The sequence below is a fragment of the Streptomyces zaomyceticus genome (genome assembly GCF_014656215.1).
In the GTDB taxonomy this organism is placed as follows: domain Bacteria; phylum Actinomycetota; class Actinomycetes; order Streptomycetales; family Streptomycetaceae; genus Streptomyces; species Streptomyces zaomyceticus.
The window spans coordinates 1-15,185 of record NZ_BNBZ01000027.1; the positions used below are offsets into that span (position 1 = coordinate 1).

Annotated in this window: 15 protein-coding genes; 11 read left to right on the top strand and 4 right to left on the bottom strand. The window is 70.8% G+C overall.

All coding sequences use genetic code 11. From position 1 onward, the window contains the following. Nucleotides 1-40: 40 nt before the first annotated feature. Nucleotides 41-808 carry a type I methionyl aminopeptidase gene (gene map, locus IE311_RS27955; RefSeq protein WP_189834612.1) on the bottom strand — a complete coding sequence of 256 codons (768 nt, stop codon included), beginning with the start codon at nucleotides 806-808 and terminating at the stop codon, nucleotides 41-43. Nucleotides 809-840: 32 nt separating this feature from the next. Between map and IE311_RS27960 the strand changes: the two genes are divergently transcribed. The 8 genes from IE311_RS27960 to IE311_RS27995 all read left to right on the top strand — a co-directional run bounded on the left by IE311_RS27960 (nucleotide 841) and on the right by IE311_RS27995 (nucleotide 8,694). After that, the gene (locus IE311_RS27960; protein ID WP_189834613.1) at nucleotides 841-1,092 is read left to right on the top strand and encodes a helix-turn-helix domain-containing protein; all 252 of its coding nucleotides are present in this window, start codon (nucleotides 841-843) and stop codon (nucleotides 1,090-1,092) included. Between the two features lie 67 nt (nucleotides 1,093-1,159). Beyond that, nucleotides 1,160-1,732: a DinB family protein gene (locus IE311_RS27965; protein WP_189834614.1), complete on the top strand. Its 573-nt coding sequence runs from the start codon at nucleotides 1,160-1,162 to the stop codon at nucleotides 1,730-1,732. 165 nt (nucleotides 1,733-1,897) lie between these two features. After that, complete coding sequence (locus IE311_RS27970) at nucleotides 1,898-2,281, top strand: PPOX class F420-dependent oxidoreductase (RefSeq protein ID WP_189834615.1); 384 nt, start codon at nucleotides 1,898-1,900, stop codon at nucleotides 2,279-2,281. A 115-nt stretch (nucleotides 2,282-2,396) separates the two neighbouring features. Continuing rightward, complete coding sequence (locus IE311_RS27975; RefSeq protein WP_189834616.1) at nucleotides 2,397-3,665, top strand: UL36 very large tegument protein; 1,269 nt, start codon at nucleotides 2,397-2,399, stop codon at nucleotides 3,663-3,665. 349 nt (nucleotides 3,666-4,014) lie between these two features. After that, nucleotides 4,015-4,857 carry a nitrilase-related carbon-nitrogen hydrolase gene (locus IE311_RS27980; protein ID WP_189834617.1) on the top strand — a complete coding sequence of 281 codons (843 nt, stop codon included), beginning with the start codon at nucleotides 4,015-4,017 and terminating at the stop codon, nucleotides 4,855-4,857. Beyond that, nucleotides 4,854-6,134 (top strand): aspartate aminotransferase family protein, encoded by a 1,281-nt coding sequence (locus IE311_RS27985; RefSeq protein WP_189834618.1) that lies wholly within the window; start codon nucleotides 4,854-4,856, stop codon nucleotides 6,132-6,134. Before IE311_RS27980 ends, IE311_RS27985 begins: the two co-directional genes overlap by 4 nt. A gap of 100 nt (nucleotides 6,135-6,234) precedes the next feature. Next, nucleotides 6,235-7,638, top strand: a complete 1,404-nt coding sequence (gene hydA / locus IE311_RS27990; RefSeq protein ID WP_189834619.1) for a dihydropyrimidinase — start codon at nucleotides 6,235-6,237, stop codon at nucleotides 7,636-7,638. Between the two features lie 39 nt (nucleotides 7,639-7,677). Beyond that, nucleotides 7,678-8,694: a TIGR03842 family LLM class F420-dependent oxidoreductase gene (locus IE311_RS27995; RefSeq protein ID WP_189834620.1), complete on the top strand. Its 1,017-nt coding sequence runs from the start codon at nucleotides 7,678-7,680 to the stop codon at nucleotides 8,692-8,694. A 47-nt stretch (nucleotides 8,695-8,741) separates the two neighbouring features. On the opposite strand, the gene IE311_RS28000 is transcribed toward IE311_RS27995, so the two are convergent. Further along, nucleotides 8,742-10,460: a HEAT repeat domain-containing protein gene (locus IE311_RS28000; protein ID WP_189834621.1), complete on the bottom strand. Its 1,719-nt coding sequence runs from the start codon at nucleotides 10,458-10,460 to the stop codon at nucleotides 8,742-8,744. Next, complete coding sequence (locus IE311_RS28005; protein WP_189834622.1) at nucleotides 10,457-10,837, bottom strand: hypothetical protein; 381 nt, start codon at nucleotides 10,835-10,837, stop codon at nucleotides 10,457-10,459. Before IE311_RS28005 ends, IE311_RS28000 begins: the two co-directional genes overlap by 4 nt. A 169-nt stretch (nucleotides 10,838-11,006) precedes the next feature. On the opposite strand from IE311_RS28005, the gene IE311_RS28010 reads away from it, so the two are divergent. From IE311_RS28010 to IE311_RS28020, 3 genes are all read left to right on the top strand, one after another. Then, entirely contained in the window at nucleotides 11,007-11,972 is a 966-nt protein-coding gene (locus tag IE311_RS28010) for a DUF1152 domain-containing protein (protein WP_189834623.1), read from the top strand. 70 nt (nucleotides 11,973-12,042) lie between these two features. Next, nucleotides 12,043-12,606, top strand: a complete 564-nt coding sequence (locus IE311_RS28015; RefSeq protein ID WP_189834624.1) for a GNAT family N-acetyltransferase — start codon at nucleotides 12,043-12,045, stop codon at nucleotides 12,604-12,606. A 192-nt stretch (nucleotides 12,607-12,798) separates the two neighbouring features. Further along, a complete protein-coding gene (locus IE311_RS28020; protein ID WP_189834625.1) occupies nucleotides 12,799-14,340 on the top strand; it encodes an NCS1 family nucleobase:cation symporter-1 in 1,542 nt (513 codons plus the stop codon). Here IE311_RS28020 and IE311_RS28025 read toward each other — a convergent pair. Then, on the bottom strand, nucleotides 14,294-15,085 hold the full coding sequence (locus tag IE311_RS28025; protein WP_189834626.1) for a serine protease: 792 nt from the start codon (nucleotides 15,083-15,085) through the stop codon (nucleotides 14,294-14,296). The genes IE311_RS28020 and IE311_RS28025 overlap by 47 nt on opposite strands. Nucleotides 15,086-15,185 lie beyond the last annotated feature (100 nt).

A 15,185-nucleotide genomic window follows, 5' to 3' on the forward strand; every position in this document is an offset into this window, starting at 1 on the left:
TAGGGGCGCACGGGGCTCGCTCGGCGGCGGTCGCCGTCTACTACAGCGCCGTCAGCACCCGCGGGCCCTCGTCGGTGATCGCCACCGTGTGCTCCGCGTGGGAGGCGCGCGAACCGTCGAGCGTCCGGATCGTCCAGCCGTCGCGCGCCGTGTAGTGGTCGTCCGTACCGCCCCCGATGAGCATCGGCTCGATCGCGAGCACCATCCCGTGGCGCAGCTTCATGCCCCGGCCCGGCCGTCCCTCGTTGGGGACGCCCGGGTCCTCGTGCATGGTGCGGCCGATGCCGTGACCGCCGAAACCGTCCGGGACCCCGTATCCGGCGGCACGGCAGACGCGGCCGATCGCGTGCGCGATGTCACCGATCCGGTTCCCCACGACGGCCGCCGCGATGCCCGCCTCCAGGGCCTCCTCCGCCGCGGCGATCAGCCGGGTGTCCTCCGGCCTGGCCGGGCCGACCGTGAAGCTGACGGCCGCGTCGCCCGCCCAGCCCCCGAGCAGCGCCCCGCAGTCCGCGGAGACGAGGTCGCCGGGGGCCAGCCGGGTGCCGTCCGGGATGCCGTGGACGATGGCGTCGTTCACGGAGACGCACACGACCGCCGGGAACGGCACCGGCGCCCACTCCGGGTGGTAGTCGAGGAAGGGCGATCCGGCACCCGCCCCGGCCAGCACCTCCCGCGCCGCCCGGTCGAGCTCGGTCAGCGGGACACCGGGCGCCGCCGCCTCCCGCACGGCCGCGAGGGCGCGGGCCACCACCCGGCCCGCCTCACGCATAGCGGCCAGGTTCTCGTTCGTCTTGATCTCCACCATTCCAATTACTATACCGGTATTAGAATGGCGGCATGGTGCGCACACCCCTGACCCCCGAAGAGCGCGAGCGCGGCGAGCGGCTCGGCCTGTTCCTCCGAGCGGCACGCGGCGACCGGTCCATGGTCGAGATCGCCGCGGCAGCCGGCCTGTCCGCCGAGACCCTCCGCAAGATCGAGACCGGCCGGGCCCCGACCCCGGCGTTCTTCACCGTCGCGGCCCTCGCCGGGGTCCTCGACCTCTCCATGGACGAGCTGATCGTCCGGTGCGCGCCGGTGCCCGTCTGACGGACCGGGCCCGGGAGCGAGCGCCGGAGCGGGAATTCGGTGGCGCACCGGGCCGTCGCGGACGATCATGCGGAGCATGAGCGACGAACCCGTGCGATGGACCACCGCGACCGTCTACCCGGACATGTGGGCCGACCCGGACGACGACCCCCGCAACAACAACGGAGGGGACACTCCGGAGGGCGAGGCCGCGACGCTGCGGGACAGCCTGCGGGACTACCGCCTGACCCTGCGGATGAAGTGCGAGGGGCTGGACGCGGAGCAGCTGGCCCGCCGGTCGGTCCCGCCGTCGACCATGTCGCTGCTCGGTCTGGTGCGGCACCTCGCCGAGGTGGAGCGGGACTGGCGCAACTGGATCAGCGACGGTGAGCCGCTGTCGAAGCTGTACGGCGTGAAGGACGCGGACTTCCACGGGGCCGTCGCCGAACAGGCCGTGGTCGAGGCCGCGTTCGCCGATCTGGAGCGCGAGCAGGCGGCGCTCGACGCCGAACTGGCCGAGCACACGGACCTGGGCGCGCGGGTCGGGAAGGACGGGATCGCGATCCGGGAGCTGATGGTGCACCGGATCGACGAGTACGCCCGTCACTGCGGTCACGCCGACCTGCTGCGTGAGTGCGTCGACGGCAGGGTCGGCCAGTAGCACGTGGGGGGCCCGGAGAGGGTCCGGGCCGATGATCGGCGAGAGCCCGACCGGGGAGGCGCCCCGACCGGGGGCGCGTCGGCCGGGGGCGCCCCGGCCGCCGCGAGCCCGCCCGCGCGACCCTGACCCGCGCCTCCGGTCCGGCCCCGGCATAGGCTCCCGGGCATGATGCCCGAAGAGCTGCGGCGCGGCCGCTACATCAGCCTGACCACGTACCGGAAGAACGGCACGGGGGTCGCCACACCCGTCTGGTACGCGGTCGAGGGCTCCGAGCTGTACGCCTGGACCCGCACCGACTCCTGGAAGGTCAAGCGCCTGCGGAACGACCCGAGGGTCGAGGTCGCCGTGTGCGACCTGCGCGGGAACATCGCCGAGGGCGCCGAGCGCTTCACCGGCGAGGGCCGGCTCGTGGAGGGGGAGGAGCTGCGCCGGATCCGGCGGCTGCTCTCGCGCAAGTACACCTGGCAGTACTGGCTGACCGATGTCCCCGCCATGATCGTCCGGCTCGGGAAGCGCCCGCACACCGGGATCGTCGTGCGATTCGGGTGACGGGGGCCGTGACGCACACGCAGGAAAACGGTCCGTAGTCGTCCCGTAACACGACTGCGGTCCAATACCCGCGGACCGGAAGGTTCCAGTCGACTGCGGGGCAGGTGCGTAACGCATGACGGTGTATCAACTTCCGGTGGAAGTATCCACGTTCACGCTGTGGCTGGCGGAGCTCGCGGACCGCTTCCCGACCGGCGGCGGCTGGTACGGGGTATTCGCCGAGCGGGACCCGGAGGGGCTGCGCGCCTGCTTCGACGGGGCCGAGATCCTTCCCTGGGACGTCGTCGAATCCCTGCTCCAGGACGCCGGGGAGCCGGCCGACGGGCCGCTCGCCCTCCGGGGCAGGACCCTGTACCTGGCAGCCGCCGGCGTCCACGACCGCCGCCCCGGCGGGGCGGCGGCGCTCACCGAGCTCCGCGGCCGGATGGACCACGAACGCCGGTACGCCGAGTCCCGCGCCCATGAGCTGCTCGGCCGGCTCCGCGCCGTACCGGCCCCGGACCCCGCGGAGACCGCCCGGCTGGAACACGACCTGGCGTGGACCCGCGACGACCACGCCCGTGCGGTCGCCCGCGTGGCGGACCTGACGGCGCGGCTCGCGCGGCTCGCGCCGCCGCCCGCACCCACGGCCGGGCCCTCCTCCCGTCCGGCCAGGGCCGGGCGGCGGCCCCGCGGCGCGCGGTACGCCTGGCTGGAGGACGGCGACGACCAGGGGCCCGTGGTCGCGCCCGAAGCCGTGCCCGGCCTTCCGGTCGGGGGAGCGGAGGCACCCCGGGGGGCCCGGTTCGGTGCCTCCGCGGCCTCCTCCACCTCGCCCGGCGCGAGTGCCGCCGTCCCCGAGGCCGACTCCGCCGAGGCCGCCCGCGCCGCCGCCAACGCGGTCTACGCCCTGCGACGACTCCGCGCCCAGGGACGCAGCGGCGAGGCCCACGCCCTGCTCTGCGAGGCGCTCAACGGACCGCCCGCCCGGCTGCCGGCCCTCGCGGGGGAGCTGCACCGCGCCGGGCTCGGCGCCGACTGGTCGATCCTGCTCTGGGAGGCGGCCTCGCTGCCGCCGGGGCACCTGGCCGCCGTCGCCGGGGTGCTCGCCGACGAGGGCCGGGCCGCCGACTGCGAGCAGCTCCTCCGTCAGGGGGTGTCGCGTCCCGTCGAGGAACTCGCCGGGGCGTGCGGCGCCCTGCGCGCCGAGGGCCACCACCGCGAGGCCCGGGCGCTGCTCACCGCGTTCCTCCGCGTCCGCGCCCCCGAGGACGCGGCCCGCCTCGCGGCCGAGGACCCGCGCGGCCTCGTCCCCCAACTCCTCGAAGCGGCCCGCGCGGTATCCGCGGCCCGCGAGCGCGACCTGCTGCACGCCCTGCGGGTGGCGGGAATCGCGGGCACCTGACCGGCCCGGCGGGGGTGCCGGGGCGGAGCGGGCGCCCATGCGCCGGCCGGTCCCGCCGGGTGCGGCCCCCGCTCGTCGGCCGGTCCTGACAGGTGCGCCACCCGCTCGTCCGCCGGTCGCGCCGGGGGTGCGGCACACCTCTCTCGGCCGGTCTCGTTTTGTGCGTGTCGGGCATGCCGGTACGTGTCGGTACGTGTCCGACGTGGACCACTCGGGTATGAAACATGATCGACCCCGCCGCATCACGGCGGCGGTCTTGCTCCGAGGTGTGACGGGGCTTACGTTCTCCTCCTACGCATCGCGTCTACGTGCGTAGAGGCTCTCTGACGCCGTGCCGAAGGAGCAGCTCATGACCGACGTCGTACGCGCCGCGCTCGTCCAGGCGACCTGGACGGGCGACACCGAATCCATGATCGCCAAACACGAGGAGTACGCCCGGGAGGCCGCCCGGCAGGGCGCCAAGGTGATCGGCTTCCAGGAGGTGTTCAACGCCCCCTACTTCTGCCAGGTCCAGGAGCCCGAGCACTACCGCTGGGCCGAGCCCGTACCCGACGGCCCCACCGTCAGCCGGATGCGGGAGCTGGCCCGGGAGACCGGAATGGTGATCGTGGTCCCCGTCTTCGAGGTCGAGAGCGAGGGCTTCTACTACAACACCGCCGCCGTGATCGACGCCGACGGCAGCTACCTCGGCAAGTACCGCAAGCACCACATCCCGCAGGTCAAGGGATTCTGGGAGAAGTACTACTTCCGCCCGGGCAACGCCGGCTGGCCGGTCTTCGACACCGCCGTCGGACGGGTCGGGGTCTACATCTGCTACGACCGGCACTTCCCCGAGGGGTGGCGCCAACTCGGCCTCAACGGAGCGCAGTTGGTCTACAACCCCTCGGCCACCCACCGCGGACTCTCCTCCTACCTCTGGCAGCTGGAACAGCCCGCCGCGGCCGTCGCCAACGAGTACTTCGTCGCCGCCATCAACCGCGTCGGCGTCGAGGAGTACGGCGACAACGACTTCTACGGGACCAGCTACTTCGTCGACCCCCGCGGAAGGTTCGTCGGCGACGTCGCCTCCGACAAGACCGAGGAACTCCTCGTCCGCGACCTCGACTTCGGGCTGATCGAGGAGGTGCGCCAGCAGTGGGCGTTCTACCGGGACCGGCGCCCCGACGCGTACGACGGGCTGGTGCAGCCGTGAACGACCTCTACGACCGCCACCGCGCCGTCATCCCCGACTGGGTCGCCCTCTACTACCGGGACCCCATCGAGATCACCCACGGCGAGGGCCGTCACGTCTGGGACGTCGAGGGGCGCAGGTACCTCGACTTCTTCGGCGGCATCCTCACCACGATGACCGCCCACGCCCTGCCCGAGGTCACCAAGGCCGTCGCCGAGCAGGCCGGCCGGATCATCCACTCCTCCACGCTCTACCTCAACCGCCCGATGGTGGAACTCGCCGAGCGGATCGCCGGTCTCTCCGGCATCCCCGACGCCCGCGTCTTCTTCACCACCTCCGGTACCGAGGCCAACGACACGGCGCTCCTCCTCGCGACCGCGTACCGCCGGTCGAACCAGATCCTGGCCATGCGGAACAGCTACCACGGCCGCTCCTTCTCCACCGTCGGCATCACCGGCAACCGCGCCTGGACGCCCACCGGCCTCTCCCCGCTGCAGACCCTGTACGTGCACGGCGGCGTCCGCACCCGGGGCCCGTACGCCGAGTTCACCGACGAGCGGTTCACCGAGGCCTGCGTCGCCGACCTCGAGGACCTCCTCGGCCACACCAGGGACGTCGCCGCGCTCATCGCCGAACCCGTCCAGGGCGTCGGCGGCTTCACCTCCCCGCCCGACGGTCTGTACGCCGCCTTCCGCCGCGTCCTCGACCGGCACGGCATCCTGTGGATCTCCGACGAGGTGCAGACCGGCTGGGGCCGCACCGGCGACAACTTCTGGGGCTGGCAGGCGCACGGCCAGGCCGGCCCGCCCGACATCCTCACCTTCGCCAAGGGCATCGGCAACGGCATGTCCGTCGGCGGGGTCGTCGCCCGCGCCGAGATCATGAACTGTCTGGACGCCAACTCGATCTCCACCTTCGGCGGTTCGCCGGTCACCATGGCCGCCGGGCTCGCCAACCTCTCGTACCTCCTGGAGCACGACCTCCAGGGCAACGCCCGCCGTGTCGGCGGCCTGCTCATCGAACGGATCAGGGCCGCCTGCGCCGGAGTGGCGGCCGTACGGGAGGTCCGCGGCCGCGGACTCATGATCGGGATCGAGCTCACCGAACCGGGCACCGACCGGGCCGCCCCGGACGCGGCCGGCGCCGTCCTGGAGGCCGCCCGCGAACACGGGCTGCTGATCGGCAAGGGCGGCGGCCACAACACCAGCACACTGCGCATCGCCCCGCCGCTCTCGCTCACCGTCGCCGAGGCCGAGGAGGGCGCGGCGATGCTCGAAGCGGCCCTGCGAGAGCTGTAGAGGAGCGTCCGTCGACCGGCCGGGCCCCATCGGGCCCGCCCGGTCGACGGAACAGCCCCCTGGCCACACCGTCCCGCCGTATCGAGCAGGGAGAGTCCCCGTGAGCACCCGTACCGTTATCCGGGGCGGCCTCGTCGTCACCGCCGCCGACGAACTCCACGCAGACGTACTGATCGAGGACGGCCGCGTGGTCGCCCTCGCGGCCCACGGCTCCGACGCGGCGGCCGCCTGGACCGCCGACCGGACCGTCGACGCCACCGACCGCTACGTGCTGCCCGGCGGCGTCGACGCCCACACCCACATGGAGCTGCCCTTCGGCGGCACCGCCGCCTCCGACACCTTCGAGACCGGCACCCGCGCCGCCGCCTGGGGCGGCACCACCACCATCGTCGACTTCGCCGTCCAGAGCGTCGGCCGGAGCCTGCGCGAGGGACTCGACACCTGGTACGCCAAGGCCGACGGCAACTGCGCGATCGACTACGCCTTCCACATGATCCTCTCCGACGTCAACGAGCACTCGCTCAAGGAGATGGACCGGCTCGTCCAGGAGGGCATCACCTCCTTCAAGCTCTTCATGGCCTACCCCGGCGTCTTCTACAGCGACGACGGCAAGATCCTGCGCGCCATGCAGCGCTCCGCCGACAACGGCGGGCTGATCATGATGCACGCCGAGAACGGCATCGCCATCGACGTCCTCGTGGAGCAGGCCCTCGCCCGCGGCGAGACCGATCCCCGCTACCACGGGGAGGTGCGCAAGGCACTCCTGGAGGCGGAGGCCACCCACCGGGCGATCCAGCTCGCCCGGGTGGCGGGCGCGCCCCTCTACGTCGTGCACGTCTCGGCGGAGGAGGCCGTCGCCGAGATCGCGACCGCCCGCGACAAGGGACTGCCCGTCTTCGGCGAGACCTGTCCCCAGTACCTCTTCCTCTCCACCGACAACCTCGCGGAGCCGGGCTTCGAGGGTGCGAAGTACGTGTGCAGCACCCCGCTCCGGCCGAAGGAGCACCAGGCGGCGCTCTGGCGCGGACTGCGCACCAACGACCTCCAGGTGGTCTCCACCGACCACTGCCCGTTCTGCTTCACGGGCCAGAAGGACCTCGGGCTCGGCGACTTCTCCAAGATCCCCAACGGGCTTCCCGGGGTGGAGAACCGTATGGACCTCCTCCACCAGGCCGTTGTCGACGGGCACATCTCCCGCCGCCGCTGGATCGAGATCGCCTGTGCGTCCCCGGCCCGGATGTTCGGGCTGTATCCGCAGAAGGGCACGATCGCCCCCGGAGCCGACGCCGACATCGTGATCTACGACCCGCACGCCGTCCAGACCCTGTCGGCGGACACCCACCACATGAACGTCGACTACTCCGCGTACGAGGGGAAGAGGATCACCGGTCAGGTGGAGACGGTCCTCTCGCGCGGTGAACTCGTCATCGACCAGCGCAAGTACGTCGGTCACGCCGGCCACGGCACGTTCACCCCCCGGTCCACCTCCCAGTACCTGAACTGAACCGAACCGAGCCGCACCGAACGAACCAGGAGGTCCCGCGTGGACTTCGGACTCGTCCTGCAGACCGACCCGCCCGCCTCGCAGGTCGTCGGCCTCATGCGCCGGGCGGAACGCAACGGCTTCCGCTACGGCTGGACCTTCGACTCCGCCGTGCTCTGGCAGGAACCCTTCGTCATCTACAGCCAGATCCTCGCCAACACCACCAAGCTGCACGTCGGCCCGATGGTGACCAACCCGGGCACCCGTACGTGGGAGGTCACCGCCTCCACCTTCGCGACCCTCAACGACATGTACGGCAACCGGACCGTCTGCGGCATCGGCCGCGGCGACTCCGCGATGCGCGTCGCGGGCCGCAGGCCCAACACCCTCGCGCGCCTCGGCGAGGCCATCGACGTCATCCGCGACCTCGCTGAGGGCCGCGAGGCGGAGGTGGACGGCAGCCCGGTCCACATCCCGTGGATCAAGAACGGAAAGCTGCCCGTCTGGATGGCGGCGTACGGCCCCAGAGCCCTCGCCCTCGCCGGGCAGAAGGCCGACGGCTTCATCCTCCAGCTCGCCGACCCGTTCCTCACCGAGTGGATGGTCAAGGCGGTCCGCCAGGCGGCCGTCGACGCGGGCCGCGACCCCGACGCCCTGACGATCTGCGTCGCGGCCCCCGCCTACGTCACCGCCGACGACTCCCCGCAGGCCCTGGCGCACGCCCGCGACCAGTGCCGCTGGTTCGGCGGCATGGTCGGCAACCACGTCGCCGACCTGGTGTCCAAGTACGGCGAGCACTCCTCGATGGTCCCCGAGGAGCTCACCGCGTACATCAAGGACCGCCAGGGCTACGACTACTCCCACCACGGCCGCGCCGACAATCCCGACACCGCCTTCGTCCCCGACGAGATCGTCGACCGCTTCTGCCTCCTCGGCCCCGTCGACGCCCACATCGAGAAGCTCCGCCACCTGAAGAGCCTGGGCGTCGACCAGTTCGCCGTCTACGACATGCACGACAACCGGGAGGGCACGATCGACGCCTACGGCTCGGAGATCATCCCCGCGATCAACGCCTGAGGCGGCACCGCCGAGGCTCCACCGGCCGGCACGACATGGTGCCGGCCCTACTCGCTCGAGAAGCGTGGATTCTCGAGCAGCGCCGAGCGCACCTCTTCGGATTCATCGTCCTGAAGAGCGGCCAGTGTCTCCTCGCTGGTATTTCCGTTGACGGCAACCCATCGCCGGACCATCGGTGATGGATCCCGCGCCAGGATCTCCAATGTCTTCGGAGAGGCATGAGGGCCGGCGGCCATTTCCCTTCGGACTTGATCGCCGGCTTCTCTTGCGAGATGTTCAGCGAAGTGATCGATGACGTACGGGTTACGTGCGATCGCCATCATGACGAGTTCATCCATGTCGGCAGGGACATCGCCAGGGATGCGGGCGCAAAGAGCGCGGGCCGCTCTCGCGATACGCGGCGACAGCGGGCGCCATGCGAGTTTCGTGTAGACCGATGAATTCTCGTGCGAATCCCACCAGGACCGCCATCGATCCTGGATCGCATCACCGTCGAGTGAGGAATCCCGGGAAGGGGCGTCATCTCCGAGGGTTTCCCCGAGGAGGCGATCGAGATGGATCGCCGCCATCGACGAAAGTCGCAGATTGACCACGACGTACTCGATCGCTCCCACGCCGTAGCAGTCGACGAGTCGCCGCAGGGCGTCCTCCCGGACCAAGGAAAGAGTCGATTCCCTCAGGACGAACGAAACGAACTCCATGTCATCGGTAGTCCGATGCCCGCTCGGAGGCAGGGAGAGCGTCGAGTCGAGCATTTTGAGGCATCGAGCCGCGCTTCGGGGGATCGAGAACTCCGGCAGGCCGAGCTGGGGAGGGAGCTCCGGGATGAGGAACTCGTGGACGATCCGGGAGTGTGACTCGTTGTCCCAGTTCGGCGCCCTGCGTATGGCTGCGGGATCGCCGAGCCAGGCTTCGAGCCCTTCGCTCACGGAATCCGGCAGGCCGCAGGTCCGGCCGAATTCCGCGAAGGAGGCGACGGCCGGCCCGAAGTCGGGAGAGTCGCCGAACTTCGCCGCCACGCGGGTCCACACATCGGCAACATCGTCGTGGCGCAGATGTGCCACGCCCCTGAGGAAGAGTATTTTCGCATCTTCGGGATCGTGCTCGATGGCTGGACCGTGAATCGGGACGGGCGTTCCGTCCAACAGTGAGGACAATGCGGCCTCGCGCGAGATCAATTGTATGGACCCGGGGTAGCCGATCCTCATCAGAGGACTGTCCACGTAGATGATCTCTGACGGTCTCGCCATCAGGACGTGCGGCGTTGCCGCGCTGATGTACTCGAACTCGATGTCGACGAGGTTGAGCGTGCCCGTGACAGAGAGATCCAGGGTGAAGGGCTCCGCCTCGTACGGTCCGAGGTTCGACACCTCTCCGGGGAACGCCGAAACCCAGCTGCCCTGTCCCGCGGTCTGGAGGTTGAAGTCCAGTTGCAGACGGCGCCCTCGAAGATACTCCGCCCATTCGCCATTGATGGTGGATTTGATGGAGGCCGCCTTGAGGACGCGAATCGCCGTTATCTGGATCGGCGTCCGCCCCCTGTTGACGATGGAGAAATCCAGCTTCGGGAAACCGGGCCGAGCTTCGAAGATCACAGTCGGCGTGATGTCTCCACTTCCGGAGACGATCGCATCCGCGGGTTGGTGGACGTGATAGTGGACTTCGGTGTGAGAATTGCTGATGTTTCCGCCGGCGGACATCGACCCCGGCGCCGACGCTTCGACTGGGACGGGCTTCTTCCGCTTGGCCCGCCACGGCATCTTCACGGGCCCTGGTCCGTGACCTTCGTGCGTGCCCCGTCCACGTCCTGACGGGCGGCCAGCGAGCCGCGGCCCGAGGCGGACACGCCACGGCGGGCCATCAGTCGAGGCAACCACCCGCCGCGATGGGTCACTTCGATCTCCACGTCACGAGCCGATCCTCCGGTGGCGACGGCTCCCTCACCCGAGGCCGACACCGGGTCCTCGTCGCCCCGCGAGGGTGTGAGCCACCACTGGACGGCGATCCCGACCACCAGGAGGACGCCACCCGATACCCACCACACCACCGCGCCGTCGGTGAACCAGCCGGTGGCGATGTTCACCAGGGCCGCGACCGCCACGGTCCCGACAGCCCCCACCACGCGCTGAACCCCAGGACTCATGACGCTCCCCCAGTTCGTTTACGAACCGCCCGGTATCGTCCAGTATCGCTACCCTCTGGCACACCGCCCGAAGCATCCGACCAGCACGGTTCCTGAACACCGAACCTGATCGATCTCCCTCGAGTTTGATCGGACCGGTGACGGATCGCCCTCCTGTTAGCGTCATGTGGTGATCTCTCTGGGGGAACCCGTGTTCTTCAGTCGCCTGCGTGACGCGCGACGGGTGCTCATCGCCGGTGCGGGCGGCGGATTCGACGTGTACGCGGGGCTGCCGCTCGCTCTCGCCCTGTCGTCGGCGGGCAAGGAGGTGCACCTCGCCAACCTGTCCTTCGCCGACCTGTACGGCCTGGGTCTCGATGTGTGGGTGGCCCGGGACGTCGCGGCCGTCGGACCCGACACTCCCCTGCGCGGCGACTACTTCCCTGAACGGACGCTCGCCCAGTGGCTGGTCACGCAGGACCTGCCGTCGACCGTGTACGCGTTCCCGAGCATCGGGGTCGGTCCGCTGCGGGCGGCCTACCGGGCACTGATCGCCCATCTCGGCGGTGTCGACGCGGTGGTGCTGGTGGACGGCGGTACCGACATCCTGATGCGCGGCGACGAGCACGGTCTCGGCACCCCGGAGGAGGACATGGCCAGCCTGGCCGCCGTGAGCGGGCTCGACGAGGTCCCGCACCGGCTGGTGGCCTGCCTCGGCTTCGGGGTGGACGCGTATCACGGCGTGAACCACTCGCTCGTGCTGGAGAACCTGGCCGCCCTCGACCGGGACGGCGCCTATCTCGGCGCGTTCTCGCTGCTGGGGGCGGCTCGGGAGGGCGCGCTGTATCTCGACGCGGTGGAGCACGCGCAGCGTCACACGGCGAGCCACCCGAGCATCGTGCACGGATCCATCGCCGGCGCTGTGCGCGGTGACTTCGGCAACGTCCGGTTCACGGAGCGGACCAAGGACAGCGAGTTGTTCATCAACCCGCTGATGGCCCTGTACTTCTGTGTGGACCTGCCCGGACTGGCCCGCCGCAATCTCTACCTCGGTCTGCTGGAACGGACGGTGCTGATGCGGCAGGTGAGTTCCGTGATCGAGGAGTTCCGCGACACGCTGCCCCGTCAGCGTCCGCCGCGGACGTTCCCGCACTGAACCTGCCTCGACGGTCTTCCGCGGCTCGAACCGTTCGAGCAGGGCGCGCAAGGCTCGTTACGATCACCCGATGAACTCCACCCTCCTGCTCACGGCCCCCGCGACGCCGACCGCTCCCGCCCTTCTCGTGCGTCCCCGGCATGTCGACGACGTGGCGGAGTTGGTCGAGGCTTACCGGGATCCCGATCTGCGTCGGCGGGTGAGGGTGCCGATGGAGAACGAGGCCGACGGACTCGCCTGGGTGGAGGCCCAGCGGAAGGGCTGGGCGACGGGTGCGCGGTTCTGCTTCGCCGTCGTCGAGGAGTCCTTCGGCTCGGAGCCGCAGCGGCTCGCGGGCAGTGTGGTGCTCAAGGAGGTCGCGTCCGGCAAGCCGGGCGCCGAGGTCGGGTACTGGACGGCGGCGGCGTCCCGGGGGCGCGGTGTGGCGCCCCGCGCCCTGGAGGCTCTCACCGGCTGGGCCTTCGACAACTTCGAGGCCGATGGACTGGAGCGCATCGAACTCCTCCACCAGGTCGACAACCCGGCCTCCTGCCGGGTGGCGGAGAAGTGCGGCTACGCGTTCGGCAGGCTCCTTCCCGCGATGCCTCCCGAGTTCCCGCTGGACGGCCATCTCCACGTGCGGGGGCGGGCGTAGGCGTCCCGCGTACGGCGACGTGACGCGCGGGTCTACCCGCGTCGCGCGCCGAGTGGCAGAATCGGACCCCAACTCCATGGCCACAAGTGGTTCTTGACAGGCCACGATGGAGCCGATCCGGCATGGCACCCCTCGCCCCTCCCCGGGCGACACCTCGTTCCGTCCTCCCCGTCGAACGAAGGGTTCCTCCGTATGACCGCGACCGTCCCCCCGGGAAGAGCTTCCGGACCCGCCGCCGGCGACAGCCGGATCGAACTCGCCCCCGGCGCCACCCCCGCCGATCCCCGCTTCGTCAACGAGGACCTGCTTCCCGTCCCCGTCGCCCGACGTCGCTGGACCACCTACAACTTCGCTGCCCTCTGGGTCGGCATGGCCCACAACATCCCCTCGTGGCTGCTCGCCTCCGGTCTGGTCGCCCTCGGCATGGACTGGAAACAGGCGGTTCTCACCATCGGCCTCGCCAACGTCGTCGTCCTGCTGCCGATGCTGCTCACCGGGCACGCCGGACCCAAGTACGGCATCCCCTTCCCCGTTCTCGCCCGCGCCTCCTTCGGGCTGCGCGGCGCGAACCTGCCCGCCCTCGTCCGCGCCGGGGTCGCGTGCGCCTGGTTCGGCATCCAGACCTGGATCGGAGGCCAGGGCGTCTTCGTCCTCCTCGACAAGGTCTTCGGCGGAGGCTGGGCGGACGCGTCGAGGATCGGCGGTCAGCCGTGGACGCTCTGGCTCTGCTTCGTCCTCTTCTGGGCCCTCGAACTCGCCATCATCTACCGGGGGATGGAGGCCCTGCGCCGCTTCGAGAACTGGGCCGCGCCCTTCGTCATCGTCGGCGCGCTCGTCCTCCTCGGCTGGATCGCGGCCAAGGCGGGCGGTCTCGGACCGCTCCTCGACCAGCCGTCGAAGCTCGGCTGGGGCGCCGACTTCTGGCCGGTCTTCTTCCCCGCCCTCATGGGGATGATCGCCTTCTGGGCGACACTCAGCCTGAACATCCCCGACTTCACCCGCTTCGGCGCCGGACAGCGCGCCCAGGTGTGGGGGCAGACCCTCGGACTCCCCACCACCATGACGCTGTTCGCGTTGCTCTCGGTGCTCGTCACCTCGGGATCGCAGGCCGTGTACGGGGCGCCCGTCTGGGACCCGGTGGCACTCGCCGCCAAGACCGACAACGTCTTCGGACTGCTCTTCGCCCTGGTGACCGTCCTCGTCGCCACCCTGTCGGTGAACATCGCCGCGAACGTCGTCTCGCCCGCGTACGACCTCGCCAACCTCGCCCCGAAGCTGGTGAACTTCCGCAGGGGGGCGCTGATCACCGGGGTCGTCGGCGTCCTCATCATGCCCTGGAAGCTGACCGCCACCCCCGAGCTGTACATCTTCACCTGGCTCGGTCTCGTCGGTGGTCTCCTCGGTACGGTCGCCGGCATCCTCATCGCCGACTACTGGCTCGTCCGCCGGACCGTCCTCGACCTGGAGGGGCTCTACCGGGCCGACGGCCCCTACTGGTACCGGGGCGGCTGGAATCCGGCGGCCGTGCTCGCCTTCCTGGTCGGCGGTGTCCTCGCCGTCGGCGGCTCCCACTCCGCCCCGGGCACCGGGCCCTTCCCCGAGGACGGGCTCATCCCCTTCCTGAAACCCCTCGCCGACTACGGCTGGGCCGTCGGCCTCGCGGCCTCACTGCTGCTCTACACCGCCCTCATGAGACGCGGGGGAGCCTCCCGGTCGTCCGCTCGATCCAGCTGAGATACGAGCGCACCCGGGTGTTCACGGCGGGGGTGTCGGTGGCGCAGGCCTTGCCGTAGGACACCAGCCCGACGACGTACGGCCGCCCCCCGACCGTCCGGACCAGGGGGCCGCCGGAGTCGTACTGGCAGGTGTCGCGCCCGGGGGCGTAGGTGCAGATCTGGGTGGGGGCGACCTGCGCCATGCCCCGGCTCGCGCAGGCCGCGTTGCTGATGGTGCCGAGGGCCACGGTCCGCAGGACGTCGGAGGTGCGCCCGCCGAACGAGGTGGTGCCCCAGCCCGGAACCTCGACCCGGGTGTCCTCGGTGCCGCCGTGGACGGACGGGGCGGGCAGCCCGATCGGTCGCACATCGCGGTTGAGGGCGACCGGCTCGGCCAGTTCGATCACGGCGATGTCGTTCAGCTGGGTGTCCGGGTGGTACTCCGGGTGCGGGACGAACCGGGCCGGTGTCGCCATGACCGCGTGCGGGCTGTCGGCCCCGGTCGTCAGGTCGTGGTCGCCGAGCAGCACCCCCACCCGCGTGGGGCTGCTGTACGAGCCGGTCAGACAGTGGGCGGCGGTGAGGACGTACCGGTCGCCGATCAGCGCTCCGCCGCACATCACCCGCCGTTCGACGACATCCACGAGTCCCGCCATGAAGGGGTACTGGTGGGGCCGTGCCTCCTCGCCGCCGACCACCGCCCGCGCGGGTGGCGCGATGCCGAGGGGGACCACCGTGAGCACCGCGCCCGCGACCGCGGCCATGAGCCTTCTCGCCCGTCCCACCAGATCTCCGTACCCTCGGCGCCGTGTTCCCGGGGCCGAGGGCGTGCGGAGACGTTTCCTCTGAACCGCCCGGCCCATA